This window comes from Shewanella sp. 10N.286.52.A9 (assembly GCF_041468985.1).
In the GTDB taxonomy this organism is placed as follows: Bacteria; Pseudomonadota; Gammaproteobacteria; order Enterobacterales; family Shewanellaceae; genus Shewanella; species Shewanella japonica.
The window spans coordinates 1-26,093 of record NZ_JBFRJQ010000009.1 but is presented as its reverse complement, the minus strand read 5'-3'; the positions used below and the strand labels follow the sequence as shown (position 1 = coordinate 26,093).

Annotated in this window: 25 protein-coding genes; 10 read left to right on the top strand and 15 right to left on the bottom strand. The window is 38.0% G+C overall.

What is annotated here, in order from left to right:
• Positions 1–11: 11 nt before the first annotated feature.
• Together AB4128_RS08455 and AB4128_RS08450 are read right to left on the bottom strand one after the other, a co-directional pair.
• Complete coding sequence (locus AB4128_RS08455) at positions 12–1,499, bottom strand: DEAD/DEAH box helicase (RefSeq protein ID WP_102519327.1); 1,488 nt, start codon at positions 1,497–1,499, stop codon at positions 12–14.
• Positions 1,500–2,033, bottom strand: coding sequence for a hypothetical protein (locus AB4128_RS08450; protein ID WP_102519326.1), 534 nt, complete (start codon positions 2,031–2,033; stop codon positions 1,500–1,502).
• Positions 2,034–2,159: 126 nt separating this feature from the next.
• Here AB4128_RS08450 and AB4128_RS08445 point away from each other — a divergent pair, with 126 nt between their 5' ends.
• The 4 genes from AB4128_RS08445 to AB4128_RS08430 all read left to right on the top strand — a co-directional run bounded on the left by AB4128_RS08445 (position 2,160) and on the right by AB4128_RS08430 (position 3,780).
• Positions 2,160–2,390 (top strand): helix-turn-helix domain-containing protein, encoded by a 231-nt coding sequence (locus AB4128_RS08445; RefSeq protein WP_102519325.1) that lies wholly within the window; start codon positions 2,160–2,162, stop codon positions 2,388–2,390.
• A 178-nt stretch (positions 2,391–2,568) separates the two neighbouring features.
• A complete protein-coding gene (locus AB4128_RS08440) occupies positions 2,569–3,153 on the top strand; it encodes a restriction endonuclease subunit S (RefSeq protein ID WP_372037437.1) in 585 nt (194 codons plus the stop codon).
• A 46-nt stretch (positions 3,154–3,199) separates the two neighbouring features.
• Positions 3,200–3,448, top strand: coding sequence for a type I restriction-modification system subunit M N-terminal domain-containing protein (locus AB4128_RS08435; RefSeq protein WP_372037484.1), 249 nt, complete (start codon positions 3,200–3,202; stop codon positions 3,446–3,448).
• The gene (locus tag AB4128_RS08430; RefSeq protein ID WP_372037483.1) at positions 3,397–3,780 is read left to right on the top strand and encodes an N-6 DNA methylase; all 384 of its coding nucleotides are present in this window, start codon (positions 3,397–3,399) and stop codon (positions 3,778–3,780) included. The genes AB4128_RS08435 and AB4128_RS08430 overlap by 52 nt, the downstream gene beginning before the upstream one ends.
• A 12-nt stretch (positions 3,781–3,792) precedes the next feature.
• Here AB4128_RS08430 and AB4128_RS08425 read toward each other — a convergent pair whose 3' ends face one another.
• Genes AB4128_RS08425 through AB4128_RS08385 form a run of 9 tightly spaced genes read right to left on the bottom strand, consistent with a single transcriptional unit; the run spans position 3,793 to position 15,141 of the window.
• Positions 3,793–4,644, bottom strand: coding sequence for a hypothetical protein (locus tag AB4128_RS08425; protein ID WP_198589263.1), 852 nt, complete (start codon positions 4,642–4,644; stop codon positions 3,793–3,795).
• On the bottom strand, positions 4,641–4,925 hold the full coding sequence (locus AB4128_RS08420; protein WP_102519323.1) for a hypothetical protein: 285 nt from the start codon (positions 4,923–4,925) through the stop codon (positions 4,641–4,643). Before AB4128_RS08420 ends, AB4128_RS08425 begins: the two co-directional genes overlap by 4 nt.
• Positions 4,918–5,757, bottom strand: a complete 840-nt coding sequence (locus AB4128_RS08415) for a M48 family metallopeptidase (RefSeq protein WP_102519384.1) — start codon at positions 5,755–5,757, stop codon at positions 4,918–4,920. Before AB4128_RS08415 ends, AB4128_RS08420 begins: the two co-directional genes overlap by 8 nt.
• Positions 5,758–5,762: 5 nt before the next feature.
• A complete protein-coding gene (locus tag AB4128_RS08410) occupies positions 5,763–9,074 on the bottom strand; it encodes a type I restriction endonuclease subunit R (RefSeq protein ID WP_372037436.1) in 3,312 nt (1,103 codons plus the stop codon).
• Positions 9,075–9,077: 3 nt separating this feature from the next.
• Positions 9,078–10,607: a nucleotidyltransferase gene (locus AB4128_RS08405; RefSeq protein WP_372037435.1), complete on the bottom strand. Its 1,530-nt coding sequence runs from the start codon at positions 10,605–10,607 to the stop codon at positions 9,078–9,080.
• A 2-nt stretch (positions 10,608–10,609) separates the two neighbouring features.
• Entirely contained in the window at positions 10,610–11,761 is a 1,152-nt protein-coding gene (locus AB4128_RS08400; RefSeq protein ID WP_372037434.1) for an SAVED domain-containing protein, read from the bottom strand.
• Between the two features lie 11 nt (positions 11,762–11,772).
• A complete protein-coding gene (locus AB4128_RS08395; RefSeq protein ID WP_372037433.1) occupies positions 11,773–12,984 on the bottom strand; it encodes a restriction endonuclease subunit S in 1,212 nt (403 codons plus the stop codon).
• A complete protein-coding gene (locus tag AB4128_RS08390) occupies positions 12,974–14,491 on the bottom strand; it encodes a type I restriction-modification system subunit M (protein ID WP_372037432.1) in 1,518 nt (505 codons plus the stop codon). Before AB4128_RS08390 ends, AB4128_RS08395 begins: the two co-directional genes overlap by 11 nt.
• 44 nt (positions 14,492–14,535) lie before the next feature.
• On the bottom strand, positions 14,536–15,141 hold the full coding sequence (locus AB4128_RS08385; RefSeq protein WP_102519319.1) for a type I restriction endonuclease subunit S: 606 nt from the start codon (positions 15,139–15,141) through the stop codon (positions 14,536–14,538).
• Positions 15,142–15,313: 172 nt separating this feature from the next.
• Here AB4128_RS08385 and AB4128_RS08380 point away from each other — a divergent pair, with 172 nt between their 5' ends.
• The 3 genes from AB4128_RS08380 (at position 15,314) to AB4128_RS08370 (ending at position 17,077) form a co-directional block, all read left to right on the top strand.
• Positions 15,314–16,294, top strand: a complete 981-nt coding sequence (locus AB4128_RS08380; protein ID WP_372037431.1) for a hypothetical protein — start codon at positions 15,314–15,316, stop codon at positions 16,292–16,294.
• Positions 16,260–16,604, top strand: a complete 345-nt coding sequence (locus tag AB4128_RS08375; protein WP_102519317.1) for a hypothetical protein — start codon at positions 16,260–16,262, stop codon at positions 16,602–16,604. Before AB4128_RS08380 ends, AB4128_RS08375 begins: the two co-directional genes overlap by 35 nt.
• Before the next feature lie 296 nt (positions 16,605–16,900).
• Entirely contained in the window at positions 16,901–17,077 is a 177-nt protein-coding gene (locus AB4128_RS08370) for a hypothetical protein (RefSeq protein ID WP_157936106.1), read from the top strand.
• Positions 17,078–17,292: 215 nt separating this feature from the next.
• Here the strand turns inward: AB4128_RS08370 and AB4128_RS08365 are convergent, their stop codons facing one another.
• The 4 genes from AB4128_RS08365 to AB4128_RS08350 are packed head-to-tail and all read right to left on the bottom strand — an operon-like array spanning position 17,293 to position 22,864.
• The gene (locus tag AB4128_RS08365) at positions 17,293–17,754 is read right to left on the bottom strand and encodes a hypothetical protein (protein ID WP_102519316.1); all 462 of its coding nucleotides are present in this window, start codon (positions 17,752–17,754) and stop codon (positions 17,293–17,295) included.
• Positions 17,747–18,394: a hypothetical protein gene (locus AB4128_RS08360; protein WP_102519315.1), complete on the bottom strand. Its 648-nt coding sequence runs from the start codon at positions 18,392–18,394 to the stop codon at positions 17,747–17,749. Before AB4128_RS08360 ends, AB4128_RS08365 begins: the two co-directional genes overlap by 8 nt.
• Positions 18,387–21,473: a hypothetical protein gene (locus AB4128_RS08355; RefSeq protein ID WP_372037430.1), complete on the bottom strand. Its 3,087-nt coding sequence runs from the start codon at positions 21,471–21,473 to the stop codon at positions 18,387–18,389. Before AB4128_RS08355 ends, AB4128_RS08360 begins: the two co-directional genes overlap by 8 nt.
• A complete protein-coding gene (locus AB4128_RS08350; RefSeq protein ID WP_102519313.1) occupies positions 21,473–22,864 on the bottom strand; it encodes a site-specific integrase in 1,392 nt (463 codons plus the stop codon). The genes AB4128_RS08355 and AB4128_RS08350 overlap by 1 nt, the downstream gene beginning before the upstream one ends.
• Positions 22,865–23,360: 496 nt before the next feature.
• On the opposite strand from AB4128_RS08350, the gene AB4128_RS08345 reads away from it, so the two are divergent.
• The 3 genes from AB4128_RS08345 to AB4128_RS08335 all read left to right on the top strand — a co-directional run bounded on the left by AB4128_RS08345 (position 23,361) and on the right by AB4128_RS08335 (position 25,244).
• Positions 23,361–23,972 (top strand): DUF1643 domain-containing protein, encoded by a 612-nt coding sequence (locus AB4128_RS08345; protein ID WP_102519312.1) that lies wholly within the window; start codon positions 23,361–23,363, stop codon positions 23,970–23,972.
• A gap of 48 nt (positions 23,973–24,020) precedes the next feature.
• Positions 24,021–24,539, top strand: a complete 519-nt coding sequence (locus AB4128_RS08340; protein ID WP_102519311.1) for a hypothetical protein — start codon at positions 24,021–24,023, stop codon at positions 24,537–24,539.
• A gap of 459 nt (positions 24,540–24,998) precedes the next feature.
• A complete protein-coding gene (locus AB4128_RS08335; RefSeq protein ID WP_102519309.1) occupies positions 24,999–25,244 on the top strand; it encodes a hypothetical protein in 246 nt (81 codons plus the stop codon).
• Positions 25,245–26,093 lie beyond the last annotated feature (849 nt).

Here is a 26,093-nt window from a genome sequence, read left to right as displayed (position 1 = left end):
ACTCCATTTTTTTAAAATGCTTCTGAACTAAACTGGCTAAGCTTCTTCATTGATTGCTCTGAGATGATCAATTGTTCGAAGCCATCGATTTCAAGCTCTTTATGATTAAACTGACCAAAGATCCCTATGATTTTATCGATTGAAATATCTAATTCACTTGATGGCATATCATTAAACGACGTGAGCCTTTCATCTAAATTAATTGTTGTATCACCAATGCTGATAGTTGGTTTGTTAGCACTAATGATTGCATGACTGTCACTATCGTCAATGTCGTCGCCTTCATCTAACGCAGGTGCTTCTGCGATGATCTCTTCATCCATCTGTGCAAATCTTACTTTTGTTAATTCATCAGGGATGTCTTGAGCCACGCGATAAGCATACTCAACAAGATTTGGCTCTGCTGGCATAAATAAAATTGCCTGTTGATTTGGCGCATCAGTAATGCGTAGTAAACGCCCCAACACTTGGCGGTAATTCATCTCTGTTTTTACGTTTGAAAGGTAACTGCACACCTGAAGGCGTGGGATATTCGTGCCTTCTGATATCATGCCAACACTGATGATCCACTTCTCTTGGCTATATCTGAAAGATTTTATGAGATCATTTCCGTTGCCTTCATCACTCGTGACAACAACAGCACTTTCACCAATAGTCTGCTTCAAAATTAGTTGTATTTGCCAAGCATGAGCAATGGATGAGGCAACGATCAACCCTCCTGCTTCTTTGTTAACGCCGCGAAGCTCATTTAGCTTGTGACTAGAGTGGATTAATAGTTGCTCTATTACGCTCGTGTTTGTCACTATCTCTGAGTAAGGAACAATTGATTGTGATAGCAGCTCTATAAAGCTTGTGAAGTGGCTTGTTTCATCACCCTCAACAACTGTGATCTTGTCATTATCTAATGCAACTACTTGCGGTATTCGACATACATTGTCAGAAATAGCTTGTTTTAAGCCATATACATAATCACATTGTATTTGCCCTGACTCATTGCAGTAGTCAGCCAGTGCTATAGGCTGAGCATCGGATCGCCACGGTGTGCCAGTTAATGCGATTGTGTAAGCCGCTTTTTGTTTAATCGTTGTTATGATCGGCTTACCCCAAGCGTTAGCATCTTTTATATTTGAACCTGCACAATGATGGATCTCATCAAAGATCACAAACACGCGATACTTTTCAAATAAGCGCCAGACCTTATTATCTATTGTGCCCAGTGCCTGATAAGTGAATGAATTGCCCAATGCGCCGATGGTGCCGTCAAAATCTGCTTCGAATTGTTCACCTAACGCTTCACTAAAGTCATGCGCGACGATTGAAGAAGGAGAAAAGCAAAGCACAAGATCAATGTCACCTTGGTCATACATCAATTTAGCTAATACAGAAGCCATCACTGTTTTGCCAGCACCAGGAGTAGCAAGGGCTAAAAAGTGCTTCTTTAACTTATATTTAGAAATTGCAAAGTGAATGCACTCTGACTGCCAATTTCTTAGTTTCATTTATTCGTTCTCTTTTGTTGATTTAATAAGTTCGTTTAAAACTGAAATTTTCCCTTTTAAGATGTGGTTGTTTTCCTGAACTGCCATGTAACGACCTTTTAAATCGTCATGCTGTTCAGGATATATATCTTTCAATGCGACATACTCTTTTATCGCACCTAAGCCTTCTAATAGCGCGGAGTTGTATTGATTTAGCCGTTGAATGAGCATTTGGGAGTAACTGACAGGTGAAGTCGCGCTTACTTCTTCATACGGCATTAGCGATACCATTTCTTTTAAAATTGCGTGATCAAACAAGTCGCTTTTGGTGTAACGAGTAAGCCCTTTCTTCTTAGTTGTGCTTCTTACTAACCAACCCCTTCTGGTTAATTTTAAAAGCTCTTCATAAACGAAACGACGGGATACCGTTGGGTTAAGTTCAGCATCCTGCTTGATCGCTATATATGCCGTTCTTATTTCAGTTGCAGTGAAGTGATTGACGTTGGGCATAGACAAAATTTGGATGACTGTTTTGTCTAATTCGAATTTTTCCATGCATAAACCTCAATAAATATAATAAAAACACCTTAAATATGCATATATGCATTATTTAGGATTATATGCAATCGTGTAAAACAACGCAATGTGGGATATTTAGTCTTTTGTGTTTGAGACAAACCAATGGACGATTTTGCGAAAAAATTAGGTAAAAATATCAAGATGATGAGAGTCTTCAAAGATAAAAGCCAAGCTGAATTATCATTTGATTCAGGTTTAAATCAGAGCTATTTAAGTCGAGTTGAAAACGGTACAGTTAACGTTACTGTTATTAAGTTATGCGCTATCGCTAAAGCACTTGAATGTGACTTAACAGAACTACTGCCTGAAATAGATAAAACCAGTGCACTTTAAACTTCCTATTTACGCCACTCCTAAAATCAATACAAAACAATTTTGCTAAAAACATACCTCCTAAACCGTCAACGTTAACCACAAATAAAATGCATCATTCAAAAGATGCAAAATAAGTATTAGCTAAATAATCATCCCTCGCTATCTTAATTGCATCATTTATATGGTGCAATTACGAATGAATAAAACATTATCTGATATTGCGATTGTGAAAGCTGGCCACCCTTTTAGGGGAAAGATACCTGAAGACACGGAAAGTAACACTTATGTTGTGCAGAACAGGGATATTGATAACGACGGGATCATACAGTGGCATCAACTCATTCGCACAAATATTACAGGGCGTAAAACACCTGACTGGTTACAAAAAGGCGATGTGCTGTTTGCGGCTCGTGGTGGTCGTAACTTAGCAGGTTGTGTTGGCGAGATTGATAAACCAACGGTTTGCGCACCCCACTATTTTTTAATTCAAGTAACTGATAAATCAGTGTTACCTGAATTTGTAGCCTGGCAGCTAAATCAAGATGGTGCCCAGCGGTACTTTGCAAATTCTGCTGAAGGTAGCTCACAAACAAGCATTAGACGAGCTGTATTAGAAGCCGCTCCACTTGTTATTCCAACTCTCGAAAAGCAGCACGCTATCGTTGGGTTTGATAGCAAAGTGAAACAAGAAAAACAGGTGTTAAGTGCTCTAATTGAGAACAGAGCAAAACAGATGCAAGGCATCGCTAAAGAATTATTAGGCTCTGATAATCAGGGCTAGACAGAATTTAAATTAAGGACTTAAAAGATGGTAAAATCAAGATGAAATTAACAAGGCGGTATGGGCTGCCTGCGATACCTTCAGAGGAACAGTAGACCCTTCTATTTATAAAGACTTCATCTTAACCATGTTGTTCTTAAAGTACATCTCTGATGTATACCAAGATGAATACGACAAGCTTGTAGAGCAATATGGTGATAACCCTGAGCTGATTCACGCAATGATGGCGAAGCAACACTTTGTATTACCTACAGGTGCAAGTTTTGGGATCTATACGAGAAACTTCATGAAGTAGGCAACGGCCAACGTATTGACCAAGCACTACATGCCATTGAAGAAGCGAATGGCACTAAGCTGAAAAATGTTTTCCAAGATATTAGCTTTAACACTGATAAGCTAGGTCAAGAAAAACAAAAGAACGACATTCTCCGCCACCTATTAGAAGACTTTGGTAAAGACATTCTTAACTTACGCCCAAGTCGTGTTGGCTCTCTTGATATTATTGGTAACGCCTACGAATATCTAATTAAACACTTTGCCGCAGGTAGTGGTAAGTCTGCTGGTGAATTCTATATAATGTCATCTTCATTTTTATCTAACGAATGCCACCTTAAAAAAGCAGCGTAAACTGTTACCAGATTACCAACTAAATTTATTTATTTCCTTTCTCACATAGTCATACATTTGAACTTCATTTTCTACAGTTATAAATACTCTTCCGTGTGAATTGCCATGATCTGATTTCATAGAGTTGAAGTTATTCTTCCATTCATTCAATACCCCGCCATAACATTTAATACAATGGTCAAACAGTTGGTCAAGAGTGATATTGGTTTGAACTGAATTAAGTTCAAGAAAGGCTTTAATCAACTGTGAATTTTTCTGCCATGGCTTATTAGACCACTTTTCTATTCGATGTAGTTTCTTAAATTCATTATCATGATCAGCAGGAACTAAGTTTTGAGGTAAAAATACTTCGCCCTCTATGTTAGATAGCTCATTACAAAATAGTAGGTTAAATAGTTCTCCAACTGATTTAACAGTCTTGAATTGTCCTTTATTTATCACTCGAATGTTTGGCCTTTCAGCTTTTATTCCATCTTTATTACCTTTGGAATGTTTTGCTACTTTAAGGCTATCTAAGCTAGGTAATGGTTCTCCAGCTTTATCCCCGTAGAATAGGAAATGATCTAAAGTTAATGTGACCTCATCAAAAATAACCCAAACCATACACCCTGATGGTTTGTCAGCTAATTTGACATGAACTTTTTGTTGAGTAGTTGAGGACGAAATGTGAGATGCTTTTAATTGAATATGTCTAATTATCCCATAGCACTCCACAATGATGTCATAACCAGAATTATCCACTTCGGGCTTTGCTATCTCAAGCCCACAGTGATGCTCAAGCCACGAGAGCTTCAGTAGTTCACCAGCAAATAAATGCTCTATTAATTTTTCTCTATATGACGAATGCTCATTATGTTTACTCATGATCTTCTAATAAACCCCTTATACCACTGACTTTCTGTTAGACCGTTCAAATATTCAATTGCAACATTCAATAAACCCCTTTCATCAGCCCAATCAATTTGCTCTTGGACTCTCGCTATCTTTTTATCACTTGATTCAAACCAAGAGCCTAAAATTAGTGAATGAGGTGGTTTTTCGTCTGATATTTTAGCAATAAGTTCTTCAAACTTGGCCCATTGCGGGGGCATAGGGCAGACTCTGTTCTCGCTTTTACAAAGTAACTTTAATTCATCTTTATTCATTTAAATACAACTCCGCCATATCATCCAGTTTGGCTTTAACTTCTTTCCAGTTGGGCATCACTTGAGTAAGCAATCGCCAAAACTTTTCGCTGTGGTTGTGCTCGGCAATATGGCATAGCTCATGTAATATCACGTAATCAATACATTCTTTAGGGGCTTTAATTAGATGAGGGTTGAGCATTAGGTTACCTTTAGCAGAACAGCTTCCCCATTGCTTTTTCATAGCCATCACTCTAAAGGATGGAATGCCTGTTACCCATGACGATTTAGGCAGCATTTTATTTAGGCGTTCATGAAAAATTGCTTTAGCTTTATGTTGATACCATTTGTCTACTAATGGCTTAACTTTAACCACCCGATCATCAAAATCTTTACGTAAGGTTACGTTCAATTTACCACGACTAAGCTTAACGTTAGACACTTGCTCAGAATCTATTAGCACTTTTAAAACATAGCGTCTGCCTAAGTAAAACTGGGGTTCACCGCTGACATAGCGTTTGGGTAAAACGTAATCTTTTTGCTTAGCAAATTCTTCAATATTTTGCCAAATCCATCTGGCACGTTTAAGCATAGCCTGTTGAATCGAATCCTCGGTAGCATCATGTGGCACTGTTGCAACCACACGTTGATCGGGATGCACCTTTATCACCACCTTACGAGCAACAGCTTTACTAGAGTTAACCTTGCTGCTTTGTGATTTACGGATCACATCATAATGAATCATGTCATTACCGTAATAAAAAGCACCACGCTCAGCCGTTTTAGTGTGGGTTTTCTTGGTACTAATTTCAGCAGCAATTGAAGAACTAGCCTCTGTTAATGAATTCGCCATCAACATTAACCTCTTGATAAACCAAGGCGAGTAATTTTAAGCACTGCTTCAATGAGTTTTTCAGCGTTATCAATACCGATATCGCCAAACAACATCGGTAGTAACTTCATACTGATGGCATTTTCAATTTCGGCAGGGTTGATAGAGTATTCAGCTACTGCATTGTTAACCACTTCATCAATATTAAAGGCAAGCTCTACTAATTTCTCATTATCTAATGATTGTTCGATTAAGTAGTCTGCGCCAAACACATGCTTAAACAAACCAAAATAGGCTTGAGCATGTTTATTTAATTTGCCTGAATCATCGGTAAAGTCGTTTGGTATATCGGCAACTTTGCGATCTTTTACTTCTTGTTCAAAGTCAGCAAACAAGATGTATTGTTTAACTGGCGCATCAAACATTTCTTTGGTTTTCTCAATCGCTTTCTTTAACAGATTAGAAAAATACTCTTGTGCATAAGGATCATCAGCAAGATCTTCTTCAATCATCTTAGTGATACGACCCGTGATTTTGTCTGTTTGGTTTCGAGCTTCATCATCACTTAAATCTTGCGGTTTAACATTTTTACCCAGATTACCAACCAAGTAAGCACCATCAGGTTCTTTTACCTCAATACCTGCAATATGTTTATCTAATAAGCTACGGATATCTTCTGCATACTCATCGTAGTTGACGGTTTCGTTGGCATCTTCACGAACTTGTTTGCGTAGGTCTACAAAGGCTTTTAAGTCACGTTTATACAAGTCACGTTTGCTATCGAAAGACTTATCTTCAAAGTAGCTAGCAGATTGTAAAGCGACCTTAATGCAGTTAGAGAAAACAGTCAGGGCAGAGTAAAAGTCATCACGCTTTTTAAGATTAGTATCAACCAATTTGCCATCTACATCCTGCACTTTAGGGGCTAATGCTTGCCTTAATGCAGGGCCATCTTGCTTATTTTTAACATTAGCAAAAATATCCCACAGCTCACTATGTAAGCCTGGTAACTTTTTATATTCCGTATCCATGCGGTTATATAAACCTTTAAGATCGTCTATATCAAAGCCACCTTGGGTGCGTTCAGCCAAGTCTTGGTATTTTTCAATGGTGGTATCAAGTTCTTTCAAAATACCACGGTAATCAATTAAGTAACCAAACAGCTTTTTACTATGTAAACGGTTTACGCGAGCAATGGCTTGTATCAGATTGTGCTCTTTAAGTGGCTTGTCGATATAAAGTACCGTATTTTTAGGCTCGTCAAAGCCCGTTAGTAGCTTATCGACCACTATCATGATGTCGGGGCCATCGTCACGGCTAAAGTCTTCTATAATGGCTTTTGTGTAAGATTTTTCATCGCCCCCGTAGGTTTGTGCAACGTTACCTTTCCACCAGTTTTGAACGATGTCTTTACTGTCTTGATCAACAACGTCATGGCCTTCGCGCGTATCAGGCGGTGACATAGCTACAACAGAAGTCACAGAGCCTATTTTATCTAATGCATTCTTATAGCGAATGGCCGAGGCTTTAGAGTCACAAGCTAACTGGCCTTTTAAGCCTTGCTGTTTGAAATTTTGGAAATGATCAGAAATATCATAAGCAATCAAATCAATTCGACCTTCAGCTTGGTAGATTTGACCTTTTTGTGAAAACTTTTTCTTTAAATCAGTTCGTTGTTTGTCGCTTAATTTACTGGTGCTGCGTTCAAACCAAGCATCAATGGCCTTGTCATTCACGTTTAACTCAGGAATACGCTCTTCGTATAACAAGGGGGTTACGGTTTTATCTTCAACGGCTTGTTGCATGGTGTATGAGTGGATGATTTTACCGAACTTGTTTTCAGTCTTATCATCTTTTAATAATGGCGTACCTGTAAATGCAATGAATGCTGCTTTGGGCAAAGTTTGCTGCATTCGAATATTGTTTTCACCGTTTTGACTACGATGGCCTTCATCCACTAATACAATAATATTGGGGCTATCGTTAAAACATTCTTTTTGCTTAATAGCAGAGCCAAACTTATTAATAATTGAAAAGATAACGCGTTCATTACCTTTACCAATTTGCTCGGCTAAACGTTTGCCTGATGTTGCCATAGCATCTTTTTTATCTCTGTCAGTCAGTACACCACCAGAGGCAAAAGTACGGCTAAGCTGATCTTCTAAATCAACTCGGTCAGTTACGATGATCACTCGAACTTGTGATAGTTCTTCTAACCAAACAAGGGCTTTGGATAAAAACACCATAGTAAACGATTTACCACTGCCCGTTGTATGCCAAATAACACCGCCTTCACGAGCACCTGCTGCATCAAAGGTATTAATGCGGTCAACTAAAGCTTTAATGCCAAATACTTGCTGATAACGAGCGACAATCTTGCCTGCTTTTTTATCGAACAAAGTAAACAATCGGGTCATCTCAAGTAAACGCTCAGGGCGTAATAAACTGATGATCAGTCTATCTTGGTCGGTAACGGTTAAATCACCTGCGGAAATTAACGATAAGTAGTCATCTTTAGCGTAAGCGGGGCGATGATTGAACAAACTATTAAGCTGTTTATCATTAAGGTTACGATTTTTTAGGCGAACAAACTCAGCTTCAGGTATTAACTCTTCTTTCCACTTTGCCCAGAATTTTTCAGGTGTACCGCAAGTACCATACAATCCTTCATGTCCGTTTACCGATAACAGTAACTGGCTATAAGCAAATAAGTGTGGAATTTCTAGCTGACCTTGATTGCGTATTTGCTGAGAAATCGCCTCAGCATTGGTCGATTTACCTTCTTTATTTGAATCAGGGCGTTTTGCCTCAATGACCACTAAAGGTAAGCCATTTACAAAACAAACGATATCAGGAATACGATTACCTGTACCTTCAGCATTTTGTACCACCAATTCTTCGGTAAAATGGAACTGGTTATTATCAATATTATGCCAATCAATGAGCTGAATAGTAGGAGAGGCTTTTTTACCATCAACAAACTCAGTAACACTCACGCCATACATCATGGCGTTATAAAGCTTCTCATTAGCCGCTTTAAGCCCTAAATTCATCGCAGGGTTTAACTCGTGCATCACTTTATCAATCGCGGCATCAGTGAGCTTGTGTTGCTTACCAGCAAAGGGAAAGGTTTGTTTGGCTAAAAACTTACGCATGATTGGCATTAACACCACTTGATGAGTGCTTTTTTTATCTGCCGCGCTCTTTGTCGTAAGGGATGGATTGCCACGTAAGGCTTCACACTCACTAGGAGGAATGAACTGGTAACCCAAATTAGTCAGCAGGGTTAGTGCTGGAATTTTTGAACTAAATTCTTCTTTAAAGTTGACTACAGACATATCTTAAAACCTATCCCTTATACTAACTATAAACTCGCCACTTCTTGCTACACAATTTCCATTTTTAATTACATAACACTCCACCCAGTGGTCGCCAGTATATGAAGTTGATTCTGTTCGATATATATCTGAAGAATTTCTATTTGTGTGCTCTGAAATTTCCCCTCTGAGTTGCCCAGCATTTGCTGCCTCTTGTCCTGTATTCACAACTTGCCAATAAATATCAAAAGGCTTTGGTATATTTGTATTAACTTTAAATTTAAGATCTTTACCTTTTAAAAGAGGCTGTCCTGATTCAAATTTTTTCCAAAACACATTCGTTTTATAGCTAGCTTTTATTTCCACATTGTAGTCTTGATTTAAAGATACAGGCCAACCCCCATGCTCTTTATGTTGAACATTAAAATGCAAAGCAGGTAGGTTAGATGGACGGTATACATCGACTAGAGACTTCGTGAAGCGATCATTTTCAACGAACGTATCAATATTAATGAAATCTTCTTTTAACCAAGAAACCCATTGGAAAAATGCTTTTGCCCTTGCATGGTCATCTTCATGCCATCGATCAGCAAAATTTTCTCCCGGATTAGCTGGATTTTGAATAAGCCAGGTCCCGTTACTCTTGCGTGTAATTAGATTATAAGTAGAACGAGAAAAATAATCATTGAATACAAAGTCATTATTAAGCTGTGCAGCTTGTTGCTCTAATAATGATATTAAGTTACTCAAGGTGCTATAAATCGTATTTTCATTTCTATAACAACTAGCGGCTAATACTGTAATAACCATTGAAATAGGCTTACATAACTCTATATCTGACTGAGAAAACCTAATATCACGGTGTCTTTTCAATATTTGAATTGCTCTTTGTAGCGGAGTTTTCACATGGATGTTAGGCACTTCATCGATAGAGTTAAATAACTGACGTTGATTATTAAATATTTGCTGTTTCTGTGATAGTTTTGCAAGTTGAAACGCTTCACCGTTACGCTGATAAAACCACTCAGCAAACCCTTTAGGGTTACTTGTTGTCCAAGTATAACTTTCATCTTGATTTTTATTGGTAGCTGCAATTGAGTGTATTTGGCCAACTCCACTTTGTTCATTTACAGCAGGAAGCACATCCATATGGAAACCAATGTTATCCTCTTCGGCATAGTTTAGAGTCCAACAGCGCTTACCTTCGTCATCAAGCATTCTAGAGTATGTGCCATTTGATTTTATTCTGTCACCAACTTGGTTCTTAATGGTACTCGCTTGGCTAAACTGTTTCATATGACCCAAACAGCAAACTAAATCAATATCGTAGTCTGAATCCTTACTATCTTTAAATGGTCTTATTTCAGTGCCCAGTTTAAAAGATCCTTGAAGGTAAACATCAGGAGGAGACATTGCACCATCATATTCACCTTCTAACAAAAATGACTTCATTGAGTTAAAGCGCTCTATTGCTTGTTTGTATTTGGAAGGACTGATATCTAATTTTGACGCAGCTTCCTGAAGCGCGTCCTCACGACTAACTATATTTACCATTACTAACCTCCATGTATTGTTATAGTTTCGTTAAACGTTTTAGTTTGATAGTTTTGGTCGAATATACGCCATGACATCGATGCTTTTGGCATTCGAATTCTTCCCAATTCAACAGCACAAGAAACGGGTATTGCTGGGAATATATTTAATTCAGTATCTAAACCATAATGCGCGGATATGCTCTCGATGACTTTTCTCATGGCTTGCCTAAATAAAGCCAATTGTTCAGGCGATCTCATAAAGTCATTGTGTTGAAATTCTTGTGGCGTTTTGATTTCCCAAATATCCACATCGTCCCCTAAAACTTCATGAACCCTGCTACTTTCGATATGTGCGCTTAAAGATAAAACAAGAACAGGCATGCGTTGTTTTGATTGCGGTTCAACTACAATAAAATCAAAGTTGTCAGGCATAACTTGCCAACTCCACGTTTTTGGCTCGCGAATGGGTTGATATGTATCAACGGAAATTTTATCTGTGAATAAACAGCCCAACTTAATTAATAAAGGCATCGGTGCTAATGAGAACAGTGAAAAATGTATATTTTCCCCCGCACTTATCAAAGGTGTAATCTGCTGTGTAAAAACAGTTTCTAATTGTTTTGATTCAGCAGCCCAATATTCTGCGTCTCTATCGGTTAAACTGCTCGACATAGATAATGTCAAAGGCGCTGAGCTAACAGGGTATTTGGTTGGAAACATTGCCGTTACAGCTTGATCGTATTGTAAAGGAGATTTTTGTTCACCAATGTTTGCGCCATAAAAAACAACATATGATTTATTTGAAAGTGAAATACCTGCCACTGTCCAAACGCGGTGCTCGTGTTCTTTTTTCCATTTTTGCAATAAATCAGCAGAGTATTTCTTTCCTGTTGTATCTTGATCAATTGTTTTATGGCAGTCGTGGCACATTAACATCAGATTGCCGACTTCGTTTAGCTCAGCTTTATTAGTTACGAATGGTCCCCATCCCCTAGGGCCAGCTTTCGAAAAAGAGTAAATATGTGCCGCTTCTGCAATGTTAACCGCCTCCAGTGTTATAGGAGATTGGTAAAGTGGACGGTTACAGCCATTAAACTGACAGCGTCCTGCTGACTTACCCCACAATGCAGTTTTCACTTTTTCTTTGATATATCTAGTAACTTCACTTGCCACGATGCTTTTCCTTAAACTTTTACTCTACGCTTGCCAGTTAATAACTGTTGCATTAATGCTTTTTTCTCTTGTTTTAAATCAGCTAGTTGTTTCTCAAGAGCTACTATTTCTTTATCAGCATTAGTTAATACGGCAGCGATTTTTTGTTGTTCACCTATTAGAGGTACATTAAATTTCATACTTTCAAAGGCACTTTTTGACAACTCTAAAAAAGTAGAACCACTCGCTTTACTTATTAACTTATGTTTTTCATATGTCAGTAGATAAAACAAGAATTCAATATTTGTTTTCTGGTTCGGAATAATATTTTTAAAGCCTTGATTAGTACACATTTCGTGGGCGGTAATAGCCATCTCACCAATAGTTGCACGAGTGCAGACCAATAAAGAGCCTTTTGGTACTAGTTTAGCTGAGCTATTTTTAAGACCTTCGGCTGAGATTCGCCTTACGCTAGAGTTGATATATACACTATCTTGTTTTGTAATATCAGTGGGTGTTATCCAATCGATGTCACCATCCCAATATTCTTTATTTGATGTACTTGGGGTACCACCTGAATAAATTGTTCCAAGGTCACCAACAGCTACCTCTTCCCACTCACCCTCAAACGACTTACCTGAATCATCAAGTAGGCGTTTTTTTCCAGTGAGCAGTTGTTGCATTAGGGCTTTTTTCTGCTGTTTGCTGTTGTCGATTAGGCGCTCGGTGGTGCTAATCGCTTTATCCCAAGTGCCAAGGATAGTGGCGATTTTTCGTTGTTCAGGGAGTGGGGGGATTGGAACTTTTAATGCTCTAAGTACAGTTAAATTTAATGCTGATTGTGAACTACCTGATGATGACAACCCAATTTGGTTTTTAGCTATATCTGAATTTAAATAGTGAATCAGAAATTCATAGTGATTTGTACGAATTCTACCTAAATTTCTATGTATATTTGAACCGTCAATCTCTTTTGGAACTAGCCCCAATCTTCCAACCGTACCAACAAGTGAAATTAATATATCATTGGTGGCGATTCGTGAACGTCTATACTCGTGATCAAGCTCTGATGAAATTCTGTGCAAGGAATCGATATCATTTATATTTCCTAGTAAATCTTTAATTTGAAGCAATGGAATACCATCTACAACATAATCTCCGGGCTTTAAGACCCCATAAGTTATTGGAGCATCAGGATCACACAATGATTCTAAAGTTTTATTTTCCCAATCATTAGGCATCATAACCTAACTCCTTTAAGTAGCTTTCCATTTCTGCTTCAAGCGTATTGAGTTCACTTTTAAGCTCTACACGCTCAGTACGCACTGCCACTAAATCAATTTCTGCTTCTTCTTCAAAGGTATCAACATAACGAGGAATATTGAGGTTAAAATCATTTTCAGCAATTTCATCAAAACTGGCTAGGTAAGCATATTTATCAACAGTTTCACGGGCTTTGTAGGTGTCTATAATTTTTTGAATATTCTCTGTTGTTAACTGGTTTTGGTTTTTACCTGACTTGAATTCTCGGCTAGCATCAATAAACAAAACATTGTTGTCCGTTTTTTGCTTTTTAAATAGCAGAATAGCGGCTGGAATACCTGTACCAAAGAATAGTTTTTCTGGTAGTCCTATTACGGTATCAAGTAGGTTTTCTTCTATTAGCTGTTGACGAACTTTCCCTTCAGAAGATGCTCTAAATAACACCCCATGCGGCACAACCACACCCATACGCCCAGTCTCTGGTTTTAGCGTTTCTATCATGTGACTGATAAATGCATAATCGCCTTTGGTTTTTGGCGGTATACCTCGTCTAAAACGACCATACGGGTCGCTGCTAGCATCTTCATGACCCCATTTATCAAGAGAAAATGGTGGGTTGGCTGTTACGATGTCAAAGTGTATTAAGCCTGTTCCTTCTTTGTCTAATAACTGAGGGTTGCGAATAGTGTCGCCCCATTCAATGCGGTGGTTGTCTTCACCATGTAGGAACATGTTCATTTTGGCTAGTGCCCAGGTTGCACCAATGGCTTCTTGACCGAATAAGGCATATTTTTTTGAGCCTGAGTTCTTACGCACCATTGCGCCACATTTTAATAATAATGAGCCACTGCCAACACAGGGATCGCATATTTGATCACCTTCTACAGGCTCTAAAATGGTCGCGAGTAAGTCTGAAACTTCTGGCGGAGTATAGTATTCACCAGCGGTGGCACCACTGCCTGCGGCAAAGTGTTTAATAAGGAATTCGTAAGCATTACCAATAACATCTAAACTCCCCACACGCTCTGAACTTAAGTTAAGAATGTCTTTACCAAAATCTTCTAATAAGTGGCGCAGTAAATCGTTCTTTTGCTTTTCTTGGCCTAGCTTGTCGGTATTAAAACTGATGTCTTGGAATACATTTTTAAGCTTAGTTCCGTTGGCTTCTTCTAACGCATGTAGTGCTTGGTCAATACGTTGCCCGTTACCTGCTTGGTGACGTTGTTCGTATAAATCCCAAAAGCTAGCACCTTCTGGTAATACAAATCGCTGCTTTGACATCATGGCAGTTATTAATTTCGGATTATCACCATGCTGTTCAACGAGCTTCCTGTAATCGTCTTTATACACATCTGAGATGTATTTTAAGAACAACATGGTTAGCACGAAGTCTTTGTATGTATCTGCGTTAATAACCCCTCTAAACGTGTCACAAGCGGCCCATACTGCTTTGTTTATATCATCCTGATTGATTTGACTTGTTGGCATTCGTTTTATTCCTTAATGGTTAAATTCTTTTATTGTTTAAATTTTTAGCTAAGCTCACTGATGGCAATGGCTTCAAGTTGTTTTTGTCTATTATCAATAAGCTGTTGTAATACTTTTTGTTCTTTTACTCCGCAGCGGTGCATAGCCGTTAATTGTCTCTGTTTTTCTATCGGCAGCATTGTAATAGGCACATATTCTAAAATTTGCCTACGAACACTCAAATAAAGCGAGCCTTCAGCCGTTGTTTGAAAATAGCGCTGTGCAGGGAGTTGATTTAGTTGCCAGCATATAAATTCTGGCGCTACTAACTCTGTAAATGCTGGTTTTATTCGTACTAAAAAGAAATGTGGTGAGCACACCGTTTGCTTTGGTAAATCTTCGACCAATGCGGAATAATGTTTGGCTCCTTTTGCCACAAAGAGTATATCTCCCGTCTTTAACCAGTCTGGCTGTTTTTTACTTGTTAGCGTGGTTGTGATTACTTCATCCTGAACTATCTCTCCAGTGGCTTTTGTGTTTCGCACCTGCACAACATGCACATCACCATTTATATCTGGCTCTATACTGCCCCTAAATGGGTGGCCTGAACGGATATCTGCAATATCACTAAGCCTAGTGTCATGAGTAGCGTCATAAATACTGGTATTCATTAGATTCTATAACCTTGTTTGGCTTTTATATTGGCCTATGGACAAACGCATTTAGCGCATAAGTGCTTTTGAAGGCACTTATGATCCTGATTTAATTTAACGTTAATTATATTGACGTAGATATAAGTAAAGATCAATGAATTTATGCAGTATTTAAATGGAGCGTAATGATTTGAGCGATAATTCACCAAAAGTTGTAAAGCAAACCGTTAATTTGGGAAATTTACCTTATTTTTCTGATGTTGATGACAGCGGAAAGCGAATGGTGATGTTTCATCAAGATCATATTATTGAACGATTTCCAAGGGTGTTATCACTAACGCGTGTTTTAGATGCACTAGAAATTAACTTATTTTTGGAGCACAGATTCAAAGGCTTGTTTATGCCGCCCAAGCGAGGCGGTAAAAAGAACCCTTTGGGTGGGGTATCGCTTGTAACGATGAATTCGTTGGCAAATTCGATGTCATTATTTTTACAATGGATTGAAGCGCATGACGTTGACTGGCATGAAGTATATGCGGTGAGTGACAGCGATAAAGCCAAATATTGGCTACCTGTTTATCGTTACCGTAAATACCTTATTGATCAGGTTCTTGCTAAGAAAATTGATAGAGATACCGCAAATTTGTATATCAACCATGTGCGTCAATTTTACGAATGGGCTAGAAAGCAACACCGCATTGAAAAGCTTCCTTTCAAATACAAAACAAAAGTGATTAAGAAAAAACGTAAAGACGGCAACATTGATTTATTGTTCACTCAATATGGTGCTGAAGAAAAAGGCTTTACGGTCACCACGACAGATCTATTGATCCCCAAAAAATACAAACAGAAAAAATCTACTGATGCGAGTTTATCACCATATGATCAAGATGAGTTGCAGTTACTTTATACCAGTAATGCACTAAGTAAACTTGGGCCAAGATTAAGAGTAGATTTAGCTGTTCAATGTGGACTTAGGGCTGATGAGGTTGCCACTTTTGAAGCTAATCATGTTGTTGATCCTGCGCTAAGTGAACAGCCTATTTATTACGTCACTATTGTTGGTAAGTACGATAAAGAACGCACCATCATGGTTTCAAAAGGGTTAATGACATCATTATGGTTATATCGTAACGATGAAGAGCATCAAAGAGACCCCAGACGGTATTGAAACAGACGTAGAAGCAATGGCATCCTTGCTCTGGCAGTTAAAAGCACAGGATGGCTACGCAGAGTTTTTGAGTGGAAACACTTTTACGTCAGTTCAAATAACCCACGATGATGAAAGCTTTAATTTTGAATGGAATCGTGGAGCTAGTGCTATACCAAAAATTTTGAAACGTTTAGCCCTGCCAGCTGACGAAGCAACGGTAACTCAGCTAAATGCAGAAATGAATTTAATTGGTGTGGCTTGGCTACCTGACAGCAATCAAGTAGTGCGAGATTTAGACGGTGGTTTAGCTCTAGTAGGTAAAAAGTAAATGCCTAACGAATAAGTACAAGCCGTTAAGCAAATAACGGAACGTGGTTATTCTGTTAATGGGGTTTCTGATAGACTTGGGATGTGTACCATTTAAATTTATAGTTCGCATATAACAAGAGACTATGGTTGTAACCTAACTCATTTCGGTCTATTTTCAAGTTAGCGTGGCCAACACATTTCTGCCCAAAAATTAGCTAGGTAAGCTTTAATGTAGTGGCCAGTTTTAGTTAGCCACTACATAACAACTTCACTCTTCAAAGTTTCATTATTACTCATCCTGACAAAGACCACTATGTGCTCTCAGATGACATTATTGGCGATATACCGATAGAGAACGTCTTCTATGTTGGTGAGTTAGCTGATTATGATGCAGATAGTATTAATAGCAGTGGCTCTGAGTTTAGTCATTGGTTTAGTCAGTTAGATGCAAACTTCATTAAACCCACTTCAGACTATTATGATGATGTGTAGTGGCTCAGAGAATTTGGCCCTTGGTTAAAGTTTATCAACAACAGTGCCCGCTAGTCTCCGAATATTAACTATACTAATCCTAATGTGAACCATAAAACCTGAGTTTAAGCACTAACCCATTTCTATCCAAAATCGAACTGGTTGAACCAAGCTATGCAAGTTACTGTTGAACTGCTGAGATTGGCACATATGCGATTGTCAGATTTGATCAAAACCTAAAAATCAGCATAACTAAACGACCTTCCATTTTCAGACATTTCTTTATAGCGCTCATCAGATTCTTGTTGAATATTGGACACTTTGAACTCTAATTCTTCTACTTGCGCTCGCAACTTCTCAATCTCTGCTGTGGCTTGCTGTAAGGACTTCAATAATCTGCTATTTTCTTTTTTAACTTTTTCAGAAATATCGTTTAGAACTGATTCTGGATTTTTGGGTATATTTTGGTTTGTACCAACGGTTTTAGCATATTCTTGAATAATTTGAGATAACTTTTTATTGGTATTTCCCATTATTTTATTAGTGTTTTCACTAAACCATTGTCTACGATTTCCACATTCTTTTGCCACGATAGTGAAGTTAATATCACCAAAGTTATTGCAAGGAAATTTTTCACCAGAGCTTTTGAGGGTAGTTACATAGGCTTGATAACGTTCAAATGGCGTTTTTTTAGTCATTTACGTTACCTATATGTTTAAAGTAGGTTTTTGCAAATTGAGAAGGCAACTTCCCGTGTAAATCATCAGCCATGTTGATGATGGTGTTGTTCTCTTTGTCTATAACAACAATGCCTTCGGTAGCTTTGACCAAAAAGTCAATTACACAGATGAGATCATCTAAGTCTTGTTTTAATTTTTGCAAAGAATTGCTGTCTTCTATGCTTGTAGAGCTAAGTTTGGCTTCTCCAATTGCCTTAATTAAGGCTTCATTCTGTAAGGTTAAATTGCTTATTTCGCGCTCAAGTTCTTCCCTTTTTTCCATATCAGAAAAGCTATTAAGTGCTTTAGCTTTTATTGTTTCTAAATCGCTATGCTGATCATCACCATAGTGGAGATAATAGATTGGCCCAAGCTCATTCCAATAAGGACTGTTAGCAATTGTGCGCCTAGAGATTACTTTCATATTTACTGGAAGATCTTCATTGAAAACCTCCGCACACATTTTTTGAAACTTAGTTTTATTTTTGAAATGTATGAGATCCAAGTAAGACTTCATTTTTGGTATGACAATTTCTTGTATTCTTTGAAGCCTAGCCTGTATTCTAGCTTCTTGAGAGGTTTTGAAGCGATTTTCTCCTTTCTTTGCCCCTTTAGTCATTACATTCCCCTTTAATGCTGCTAGGGAGGCTTATAATGTGCTGTAAGGTGTCTGGAATTACAGCTTTTTGCTCGTCTAAAGCTTTTGGCAATTGATTAACACTGATCCCCGTAATATCACATATTCCTTTAATGATACCTTTAAATTCGGATATTAAGTTTTTTCCAGTTGGGATATCAGATATTAGTTTTTGAAATTGCCCAGATTGCACAAGTATTTTATTGCGGAACAGTGAAACTTTTGCTCTTAATTGGGGAGTTAAAAACTCTTCACTATTAAGTGCTTCTTCAATTCGAACTAAGGTATTTGTCAACTCGTTGGAAGATTTCATCGACTGGAGTTTTTTCGTTAGAAATTCTGGTTTAGCGACTAGCCACTTGTCTTTGTGCTCCAAGCTATGGGCCATCTGTTCAAGACATGTAGCAGTAACGGTCCAAGCAGAAATTTCATTTGCATAAAACTTTTTAAGAGCAATCTCTCCTCGATATATGGATAGATCAGAGTTGGATTCTTTAGCTGAACTGATTATTTCCTCTAGTTCGGCAGATTTATCAGCGTATGCTCTTATTTTTGCCGCAATAGCTGGCTGATGATCTACTGTTTTCACAGCATATGGACAACTACCGCAATTTTTGAATTCCTTTAATTCTGTATTTTCAATGTCAGAGGGGCATTTATTAGTAAAGGGGCACATATGTGTTGAGTTAAACGCTATGATTTCATGAACATCTTTATTTTCTCTAATATCATCCATAACTTTATTCAGTCCACTTTTTATGCCCGTGCCAAATGAAATTCCACCGAAGTCTTTTAATGCACCTAAAGGATCTGTTTTCATTGCGTTGGTTAGCGCAGAGTGATCACTTTTCGCATCAATAAACATAGGGCTTATAAAGTCTTTAAATTCTTCGTCTTGAGCTTTTTGTTGGTTACCTACCCAACTTTCATTTAGTTTGGCGTAGTAAAGGACATGGGCGTCATTTGAATGGCCTGTTATTCTTTGAATTACACTTGGAGGAAGCATTGTAATATTATCTGTTACTACCTGAGATCGCATACTGTGAGGTGTGTAATTTGTAGAAGTAGTTCTCCATTTTTTCATACACCCTTCAAGACTGTCACAGTCGCTAATATCTAGTGGTGACACATATCCTATTTGCTTATAAAACCATGAAAAACCGATTAAGAAGTTTTTAAAGTGTCTTCTGAAAGTATCGTCACCGACTACAGAAAAGTTGTCAGAAGTTGTGCTTGCACTATTTGCTGTAGCAAATAGTGGAGTAATGTCTTCAAACTCTGAGTTTTCAAAGTGGTCATAAGGTATTGGGCTGTCTTTACCTGTGAGATATTTATTCCGCCATCTTAATTGCCTGTCGAGTATTCCTATGACAGATTCGGGTACATCGGCTACCCATGCCCCATGTGATTTATCTGTATTCACATATAGTTTGCTGGGCACGTATGATCTCTCTTGAAAGTCTAGTCTTTCAACTTTTTCATCGTACAGGTTTTTGTCTAGCCACCTGAGATGCATATGGCGTATTCCTGTTTCAGCCATAACTACAGCTAGGTGAATAAAGTGAAGCATAAGTGACGTTTGGGTTAATTGACTATCTTTTGAATTATGTCCAAAAAGAGGGGAAACAAAGTGCCTAGGAATCCTATCTATTGGCTTATATTGACCTTCAATATAAACCAAGGGCTGAAACCCTGTCGAGGCAGGTTCAATGCTTTGTAAATCGTTATGACCCTTTGTTAAAAAACTAACTTTATTGTCATAGCTTTCACTAATAAACCAAAGCCATTCAGCAATACCATACAAATAAGATAAAAATGAAGCGAAAACGTCTTCGTCAACGACTTCTTTGTTGGTTCCTTTCGGCCTACTAACGATTGGCAGATCTAATTTCTTTGAAATGGGATTTGAAAAACCTTGTTCAATTAGTGATACGTAGTCGAAAAAATCACTAACTTTACTGAACTGCTCTCGATAATGTTCTTTTCCTACACCATTTTTAAGAGCTTCTTTAATCAAGCCAATGTGGGCTTCTCTATTGATATCACGAATTAATGGTACTGGTAATTCTTGTGCAATGAGCTTTTTTAAAACTTTACCGATAGCGAGAGAGTACGAGTAATACGATTTAGTCCCTTTATCGTACAGTTGTTTAACAAAGTCATTGCTAATCGTTGCCCAATTTTCAATATTAGGGTTAGACTCGATGACAAGTGGAGGAAAGTGTTCAACTGATAAATCAGGTGATCTCTTGTAATTAGTTTTACCAAAAGCTCCACCAGAGGACTTATCATAAACATCAGCAATAGTATATCGAACTTTGTCTGGCAACATGTCTATAAGAGCTATGTACCAGCCCAAAGTTCTTGGAATTTTTTGTTTGCGGGAGTTATTCATGAGGCTGAGAAGATCTGGTGTTATATCCTCAACTCCCCATGCTGCACAGGCTCTAATATATCTATGTGCATACCAGTTTAAGTTTGTAAGGGATTTTTCACTGATATATTCCGTAATATTTTGATTTTTTAACTCTGAACAAAATGGCGAGCGAATATACCTTAACAACTCAGGGTAAGCATCAAAAGCCCATTCATACTGTTGTCCGTGACTATTGCGTAAAGTTGGAAGAGGACTAAATGAAACGGGAATAAGCAATAATTTTGAAACCCAGCAACAATGTATAAATAGCTGAAGATCTCGCTTTAGTGCTCTTGCATGGTTTTGCGTTATAGTTTTATGTTTGGCTTCTTGAGGTAAGAATTTGACTACCTCAACACGTACTTGCTTATAATTGGACTTTGATAACTCAAATATACCTTCTATCCATTTTTTGTCAGTTTGTACAGCTCTAATATCACCAAAAAACTTAAACAATGATAAGCGAGGAAGGGCTGCACTTGCACTTTCATTTTCAATGTCATGTTGCGTAAGGTTATTAGCGTTTAAATCTTTCTTTATGCACTCCATTGCCAGATTTAATGCTTTGATAGCTCTGTCACCAACTTCATTATTATGGCAAATAAACTGTAAGTTTTCAGTAGTGTTATAAATCGGGAACTCCATTAAAGATCCTCTAGTTTACTTTCTAGCATTTTCATTTGTTTTGTATAGTATTGGGATAAGAGTTGCTTAGGTGTTATCCCTTTTTTTCTAACATATGAATTTGCTGAAGCTATAACAAACTCTATTAAATCAATATCTTCTCTGGCATATACTTCTGTAGAAGATATTTGTGCATGACCCATTAATATTTTGACAAAACCTAGCGGCATTCCTTGTTCACCTGTAGGTTCTCCTTTACTGTTAACTATTGGAAGATAGTTGTAGACATAAAAACCATATAAGTGCCTAAAACCATGTAAGTTGTGTTTGCCTAAACCCTCATCTACTGCTCTTAAATATCTTTTAAAGGTTTTGGCTCTTTCAGACCTGTCGGCAGCGAAAAATGGTCTGCCATTAAATTTTTGAAAGAGATATCTATGATTAACATTCGTTTTGTAATGAGTGCTTATATATGTCTCTAATAAGCCCCAGAATATATGTGTGAAAGGCTGGATCAAGAACGTTTTTTCAGTCACTCTTCCTTTCCAAGAAAGACACTCTTCTTCTTTTTCAGTTAGTCCAATTTGAGTGCGAGTAAATGGGTTGACGATTCTTATTTCTCTTCTATCAAAATCAATATCATCAACGGTAATTTGTAAGCACTCAGACTGTCTCACTCCTGAGGCTGCTAAAAAAGAGTACATCAGCAGATCTCTAACTACGGAAAACTTATCAAAATGCTGTTCATTCAAATGATGAGTAAAAAAGTCAATGCTGCTATTGGCAGGGATCGCTCTCCTGTATGCCTTTTCTTTATTATTGTCTGAACCATTTTTATTCGCTCTCTTACTTGCTTTAGGGAAGAGCTTCTTTTTAATTTGGGGTTTAGATGCGGACAGTAATTTAGTGGTTGCATAGAGCCAAGAGTTTTTCTTCATCTTAGCTTTTTGTTTTGTGGAAATTTCAGAGGTGTATGTCAGAAAATCAAAGTGCTCTTCTTGAACATTATTAAATAACTGCATTTCCATGAAGTAGTTAAGTGCGGATTCAATTCCTTGCGAAATACTTACATAGCTCGTGTTTTTTGTCTTGTTTAGGTTTTTGGCGACTTGCTTTAACAGCTCATCTTCATTATGTTTCCCCTTGATTAAAAACTTTTCATAATTTGCAAATAAGCGGCTTGCATCAATATCCATCTGTTTTTCAATAGCTACAGTTTGGTATTCATAGAGGAAGTCGAGAAATCTACTAACATGCTCAGCATATTGCTTTGTTGTGGTTGTTGCACCTTCCTTATCTAGCAACATCCTTACATAAGCTTTAAATGGCTCGTAATACTCTGAGGTATGTACATTCATCAATGCCATTCCATCAGAAAGCAATCTCCCCTTAATCCTTACAAAATTTTTCATTTAATAATGACGCCTTCCAAGTACAACCGAAAATTTAAATGCAACCATAGCTAGGTTATAATTAATTAAAAGATTCAAAAGTGTCAAGGAGAATTATTTTGCTTGGACGATTAGTGTTTGTATTGATAGGAAAGGAGAGTTTAGTTGTGGAAGGAAAGATGGTGGCCCTCACGTATATGGCTGTGAGTATTTTGTAGTGGCAGGTCGCTTGCCTTGCAGTGTTAAGTTGGTAAGATGTTGTTCATAAAGAAAATCAAAGCGTTGTTGCTCGTGAGTGTTCATCGTAATACTCCTAGATAACTGCCAGAGTAGGCAGGGTCTAGTAAGTATTTAGGATGGGAGAATAAAGGTGAGCTTTTATCTTTTCTGCCGCACAGCGGCTTCGTTCAACAAGGCATTCAAAGTCGCCGCAGGCGGCTGGACAAATTAACGTGGCTTCGCCGCTAAAAACAATTTGCCCTTTAATGTGAGCGTTACATGCCCCCGAGGAATCAAGTTGAGCATTAAATTCGAAGTTAGAGGCCTCTTTTACGAGTCGAAAGGATACAAGTTTCGGAAGTACCTCGACATCAAGCGAGTTGGCGTAGCACTCAATAACCCTGATCTCATGGTTGTAATGATGAATCCTGGTTCTTCTTATCCATTGGACGGTATCGATAATAACTCCGTACCATCAGAGGCGGAGCCAGACACCACGCAACAACAAATTATGAAAGTCATGGATGTAGCTGTGTTTAACTACGCTCGAATTCTAAATTTGTCTGATCTCCGAACACCAGATTCAAGCGAGTTATATCGTTTCTTGAAGTCTGAAGATAGTAGTGCAGTTGAGCATTCAATTTTTTCGCTAAGCCGTAAAACTGAACTAGAGCAGCTATTTGTTAGGGGTACTCCGGTTATTTTTGGCTGGGGCGTAAACCAAGCTTTAGTACCTTTGGCTAAACAGGCTATAGAAGCTTTATGTATTAGCAACCCTCTAGGAATTTTGAAACTAAATACCAGATACTCGTACTACCATCCACTACCGAGAATCTATGCTAAACAACTTGAGTGGGTTCAGCATGTAACAAGTCAAATCAGTCGGACGGCTAACGCCGCCGCTGTTTGAGGCGTTAGCAGCTTTGCCGTATCACTTGCTCAACCAAAAGGAAAATGAATGAAATTCTTATCTCTTTTGCTTGCTTTGCCACTGTTTATTTGTGGGTTAGCACATGCGGATTGCTCATCTGCTGTTTCTAGTAAAATCAAAAACAGTGGATTTCTTCAAGAGTCTGATAGAGCTAGACTCATGGATGATTGTGAAAAGTACCAAGATTACAGGCTTAGCGTTAAAGATAATCCAAATGTAAAAGGTGCTTATATCTTAAACCTAGGAACGTTTTCATGCAGAAAACGTGAAGATTATGTTGATGCGTACAATTGGGTACTAGAAAGAGGTGGAAAGTACGATCCAAGCATAATTGATGGAACTAATAAGTCTCGCACTAGATTTAAAACTTGTGAAACAATTAAAACACCAACATTGGTCGCGGTTCGAACACAAAAAGACACTGACAGTCCAATTTATGAAATACTTTACCACAGCCAATATAGTGTGTATCTATTGCATGAAGGCTGGGTTCACGGAGCAGAATTAATACCTTACTCAGACTTGATCAAAGCTCGTGTTAAATAAACTGGTAAAACTCATTATTTATGTCCATTGAATTGACACATGGAATGGCTGATGGCACCGCGGAAGAATTTATTTTAGCTGGAGTTCACCTCAGTAAAGTCTGCATAGACTCAAGGTATATAGCCCCTGCAATGGTATGTTTTTCCTTTGCGATCGAACTTCATATAAAGGCAATCTTGGCGTCATGTGCGATCGACCCTAAAAGGGAGCATTGTAATGGTACGGTTAATCTGGCCGTTCTATTGGAAGTGGTATTACATTTTGAGTTGAATTGCATCTAGTTTTACATCAAGGGATATCATTCTTAAACACGTTTTGGGGCAGAAATGCTTTAGATTCAACAATTAGTTCATGGAATTAGTAAAGTTGAAATATGATCGAAAACAATATTGCATACTTGATTTTGTAACTTATTCAAGTAATGTAAGACTACGCTTTAAAAATAACAGGTGAATAAAGATGCCAGAAGAGAAAAAGCATGGGGGATATCGTCAAGGTGCAGGCAGAAAAACTAAATATGAAAAAACAATAGTAATGCGAGTGCCTGAAAAATATAAAGAGGTCATAAAAGAGTTAATTTCCCACCTGGATAGCACTGCAGGACTCAGCCATCATTTTAATGAGTCTGAATCAGAGCCTGTATACCTCCGTTCTTTAGAGGACAAAAAGCAGCATATAACTTTCGTGACTAAGCCGTTTAAATAATCCTTAGTAGTTATTTTATATTTAGCTAAGATAACCCTAAGGAAGCCACCTTGATAAAGTTACAAAATCAAGATGATAAGTTTCCTAGGAGTACCACAATGTTTAATTTTTTATTCTATCCAATCTTGCTTTACTGTTTACGCAAACCATCACCGCATCAATAAGGTTGGAACTCATTTGTTCCTTGTTACAAATGAACTGAACAAGCAGGAGCAGATGCGACTGCGGACGTTGATGGCATGTCTGATGACAAAAGGTTTACAACTATAAAACTTTGAATGGTGCTACTGAAAGAGCAAAAAAAAAGAGAAGCATTTCTGCTTCTCTTTTTCTCTCTAGCTCTTTAAAGTTAATAATCTTATCGATTCAGAAACTTATATTTGGTGGCCCCTCCCAGACTCGAACTGGGGACCTAACGATTCTGGTTATCCAATACTTTCGTAATGGCCTGGACTATATCATCACCCTCGAAAACGATAGGGTGTCGGACGCTAATGATGTATTACACAGCAAGAACGTGCTGAACCATCTAGTCTCTGAACCTTCCTGATACGCTTATCAGGCTTGGCTGCTGATTGGCATGTTCGTTAAAACGAAGCTTTCCAGCAATTCATCCGATTTTCCATATGATATTACTATCATAGGTCACAATTAAGATTATGAGTCGTGTGCTCTAACCAACTGAGCTAAGGGGCCAAATTTCTTACTTATTGCATGGTAACTAATGCAACCTTACAATGCAATATAATCAGAACTCTAATTCATTGAATAAAAAAGAGTTAAGCAGCTATATAAATATAACTCGACCTCTTACCCCACATAAGAACTGTTATATGGGGTAAATGGCTT

Bases quoted from the DNA above. Each gene is read 5' to 3' on its own strand.
- AB4128_RS08455 (WP_102519327.1), bottom strand. From the start codon at position 1,499: ATGAAACTAAGAAATTGGCAGTCAGAGTGCATTCACTTTGCAATTTCT.
- AB4128_RS08450 (WP_102519326.1), bottom strand. From the start codon at position 2,033: ATGGAAAAATTCGAATTAGACAAAACAGTCATCCAAATTTTGTCTATG.
- AB4128_RS08445 (WP_102519325.1), top strand. From the start codon at position 2,160: ATGGACGATTTTGCGAAAAAATTAGGTAAAAATATCAAGATGATGAGA.
- AB4128_RS08440 (WP_372037437.1), top strand. From the start codon at position 2,569: ATGAATAAAACATTATCTGATATTGCGATTGTGAAAGCTGGCCACCCT.
- AB4128_RS08425 (WP_198589263.1), bottom strand. From the start codon at position 4,644: ATGAGTAAACATAATGAGCATTCGTCATATAGAGAAAAATTAATAGAG.
- AB4128_RS08420 (WP_102519323.1), bottom strand. From the start codon at position 4,925: ATGAATAAAGATGAATTAAAGTTACTTTGTAAAAGCGAGAACAGAGTC.
- AB4128_RS08415 (WP_102519384.1), bottom strand. From the start codon at position 5,757: ATGGCGAATTCATTAACAGAGGCTAGTTCTTCAATTGCTGCTGAAATT.
- AB4128_RS08410 (WP_372037436.1), bottom strand. From the start codon at position 9,074: ATGTCTGTAGTCAACTTTAAAGAAGAATTTAGTTCAAAAATTCCAGCA.
- AB4128_RS08405 (WP_372037435.1), bottom strand. From the start codon at position 10,607: ATGGTAAATATAGTTAGTCGTGAGGACGCGCTTCAGGAAGCTGCGTCA.
- AB4128_RS08395 (WP_372037433.1), bottom strand. From the start codon at position 12,984: ATGATGCCTAATGATTGGGAAAATAAAACTTTAGAATCATTGTGTGAT.
- AB4128_RS08390 (WP_372037432.1), bottom strand. From the start codon at position 14,491: ATGCCAACAAGTCAAATCAATCAGGATGATATAAACAAAGCAGTATGG.
- AB4128_RS08385 (WP_102519319.1), bottom strand. From the start codon at position 15,141: ATGAATACCAGTATTTATGACGCTACTCATGACACTAGGCTTAGTGAT.
- AB4128_RS08375 (WP_102519317.1), top strand. From the start codon at position 16,260: ATGAAGAGCATCAAAGAGACCCCAGACGGTATTGAAACAGACGTAGAA.
- AB4128_RS08365 (WP_102519316.1), bottom strand. From the start codon at position 17,754: ATGACTAAAAAAACGCCATTTGAACGTTATCAAGCCTATGTAACTACC.
- AB4128_RS08360 (WP_102519315.1), bottom strand. From the start codon at position 18,394: ATGACTAAAGGGGCAAAGAAAGGAGAAAATCGCTTCAAAACCTCTCAA.
- AB4128_RS08355 (WP_372037430.1), bottom strand. From the start codon at position 21,473: ATGGAGTTCCCGATTTATAACACTACTGAAAACTTACAGTTTATTTGC.
- AB4128_RS08350 (WP_102519313.1), bottom strand. From the start codon at position 22,864: ATGAAAAATTTTGTAAGGATTAAGGGGAGATTGCTTTCTGATGGAATG.
- AB4128_RS08340 (WP_102519311.1), top strand. From the start codon at position 24,021: ATGAAATTCTTATCTCTTTTGCTTGCTTTGCCACTGTTTATTTGTGGG.
- AB4128_RS08335 (WP_102519309.1), top strand. From the start codon at position 24,999: ATGCCAGAAGAGAAAAAGCATGGGGGATATCGTCAAGGTGCAGGCAGA.